We start from the raw sequence: 3,529 nt of genomic DNA on the forward strand, positions 1-3,529 counted from the left end.
CAAGTTAAAGTTCAAATCTTCCATGCCTCCAATCAAAAATAGCTTCATGCCATCAAAATTTTCAACTAAAATAATGATAGCATGAAACCATTTTAGCGTAAAGCAACATTCTCCATAAAGAATTCAATAATTTTTTCAGCCAATTTATTATGAAGACTATTGCCAAATTCATCAATGATCAGCATTCCGGCATTTTCTATTACCCTGATCAGATGAGGCAGCAAATCGGCAAATACCTGGTTTCCCTGCGATTCGCCCTTGTTGCCATAGAGCAATTCCACTTCTTCGTTTCAGGATTAATCCTTAATAACTGACAACTTCTAATATTAATATATTTATGAAAGAATTCTTCCAACAATTCAAGCGATCCACAATATTCAAACTCTATTGCGCTAAACTCCAATGTCACATTACATTTATAGACTTTTCATCAACTTTTTACTAATTCATTATTTTATTTATCGGTTAGTTAGATGGTCAGACCCCAATGTGGTCAACCTAGCATCCATTGTTCATACCCTCATTGGTACTGCTCGGGTCTCCGACTACCTGCATTTCTTTTGTAAAGTATACAAGTACTGGAATCTTCACTCTGGAATCCTCTGGTCTTCCCATAAGTATCTCTCACCTCCAATACACCATTTGATTTTTCTTCAAGGATCAACAGGCTTTACAGCATTTCTAGGCAATAGCTATATTTTTCCTTTTTTCTGCTCCAAGTACCCTTCCTTGATTACATAATAAGGAAATTCTTCTTGACGATATTCCCCATAGTTTAGACATTTCTGCTGTTATTATGTACTCCTTAGTTTTCCTCCAAAACACACTATCTTTAGATATAAGTATATTCCTTTATCAGAATAGCTTCAATCAAAATAAATCCGCCATACCACTGAAGAACCACATATGTTGGAACCTTCACTCTTTTAAGCTGAGATGTAATATTGGCAATAATCAGGTTATTGGAATGTTCATTTCCTGCATTGTTCTGTACCGGTATTTCACGAGGTCTTTCCCTAGTGTTTTTTCCTTCCTAATTTATTATTACTTTAATCATAATTTTTCTTTGCCGCGATCACTTTCGCCTGTACCTTTTCATTCTTTTTCTTCCAATGTTTTCCTGCTTGTTTTTGCTATTCTTGCTGCTACCTAATCATTCAATCCATTTAATTCCTTTTCCGCTGGGTAATTTTAAAAAACAAGAACTATAATATTCCCCACTAAGTTTACGCTGAAGAATACGGAAAATTTTTTCATCATGCGTAGAAATCACAATTTGCCAATTCGAATTATCAATAAGACTTCTCATTAAATCCGCAAATCCTAATATGTTCATATCATCGAAATGTCCAATTGGATCATCAATAAATATTGTTTGTATCGGAAGATTATTTTTTCTATCTAATGCTCTACTAAAAAAAGAACTAAACGCAACTGTATTTAGCTGTGCCGTACTAAAATATATTTCGGGTCTATAATCTGAATCTGAATCTGATTCACTTTCTGATAAAGTAATAAATAGTTCACCTTTTTGAGCATCATTAAAAGAAAGATGATATTCCAAGCGTTTCATAACATCATGTGGATCAATTTTTTGATAGATTTCATTCATAGTTGATTTACTAAAATATAAACTAAGCTCTTTTTCAAGATTTTTCTGTATCTTATCCAATTCCACAATTTTATTTTCCTTCTCTATTTGTAATTTTTCTGACCTTCTTTCTGCATTCCACATAGCTCTTTTATTTTGTTTATAGTTGGTAAAATAAAATCTAGCCGTATTTTCTTCAGAAATTTGACATAAAAGTTCTATCCTAATCCCTAGTTCAACCTTTTCCGCATTATATTTATCTCCCATTTCCAAAAATTCATTTTCTGTGTAATTTTTATATATTGTAAAATCAGAAACAGTTAATTCCATCTTAGCAACTGTTTGCGTTATGTTCTCCAATTCATTTTCTAACACATTAATATTTAACACTTTAAATTCCGTTAATTGCTCCAGTTCATTTTTTAAATGACTAAGTTTATTATTAATATCCGTATTTTTTCTAATTAGTACTTCATAATTTTCATCAAATTGCATATTTATATTCAAAGCAAAACTTACTAACGGAAATTTAGAAGTATCACTTACTATTTCCGATTTTTGATGTTTATAATCATTCAACATCACTTGTATGTTTTGTTCAGTAGTTAAATATTTTTTTATTTGCGCACTTACTACTTGAGTTATTTTTTCCTCATTCAATTTTTTTTCTTTTACTAATGCATAAAAATTGAAAATCTCTTGTTGTGTGTCATATATTTCTATTTTATTAATCTGAAACCATTTCACTAAATGTTTTTCTTTATCTTCTAATGTTTTTAAATGTTTTCTATTATTTTCATAACTTTCTTCACCCCCCATCCTATTGTTCATTAAAGCCTCTATTTCATTTCTTCCTTTTTCAATTTCGGTTTGGAGAAACTTTAAAATTTCCTCTCGAATCACATTATAGCGACTTACTATAACATTTTGGCTTTTTACAAGTCTTTCAATAGCTTCATTATCATTTCCTACAAGTTCGGATTCTTCAATTTTTTTCCACAAAGCCTCCCATGATTCAAATTTACTATGACATAATGGGCATTCACAATTTTCCTTATGTATTTTTTGATATTTTGCTCCATCTTCTTTAATTAAAAGGAACGTACGCTTCATCTTAGATATACTTTCTTTTTCAGCCAATATGCTATTTTCAAGCAATCTGTAATCCATTCGTAAACTATCAATTTGTTCAATTATAATTGGCTTAAGCAATTCCCTCCATTCAGAAATTTTAGACACAGTCCATTCATCAATAGTAAATGGAACATTCTTTTTTTCTAATAAATCAAGTCTTTTTTCCAATTTGAAAATTTTTTCATTTATGTCCTTTATATACTCTTTCTTTACATCAAATGTTTCTTTTCCTATTTGTATAGAAGATCGAGTTTCTTGCAACTCATTAAATTTATTAACACCTAATTCTTCCGTTTCAAGTATTGCTTTAAATTTGGAGATATTTTTTTCTCGTAATTGTTTTTCCTCATTCAATTTTTCTATTTCTTTTTGAACAGAGAAATGCATATTATTTAATTTTTTTATTTCTTCTTCAGCATTTTTATATTTTCGAGCCAAATTTATAATATTTTCTTTTCCAACTTCTAAAATTGAATTATAAGGATATAAAGTCTCCATAACTTTAAGATGATTTTCTTTAGTATTTGTATATTCCCTCTCTAATTTCTCTAGTTTCTTTTTATTTTCTATCAAGCTACTTATTTTAGAAATTCGTTCTTTCAAGCTCTTTATTGTGTTTAAACGTTTCTTATATTCTTTAAAACCCATTGTGTTTAATTCATTATACAATATCAGATGATCCTTAAGAATATTTAATTGCCTATTATAGTCTCTAATTATTTTTTTTACTTCATTTAACAATTCATCATATTCTGTTTCTGTCGATAAGCTTGTAATATTGGGAAGAATGTGTCTCTGATCTTT

Annotated in this window: 2 protein-coding genes; both read right to left on the bottom strand. The window is 29.5% G+C overall.

The window, feature by feature from the left end; genetic code table 11:
• Positions 1-92 precede the first annotated feature (92 nt).
• Positions 93-275, bottom strand: a complete 183-nt coding sequence (locus AC075L_RS05920) for an AAA family ATPase (RefSeq protein WP_062807848.1) — start codon at positions 273-275, stop codon at positions 93-95.
• Between the two features lie 878 nt (positions 276-1,153).
• On the bottom strand, positions 1,154-3,529 hold a 2,376-nt coding region (locus AC075L_RS05925; protein ID WP_476387344.1), incomplete at its 5' end, for a hypothetical protein.

It is taken from the genome of Blautia sp. ZXY-1-B12, from assembly GCF_056339915.1.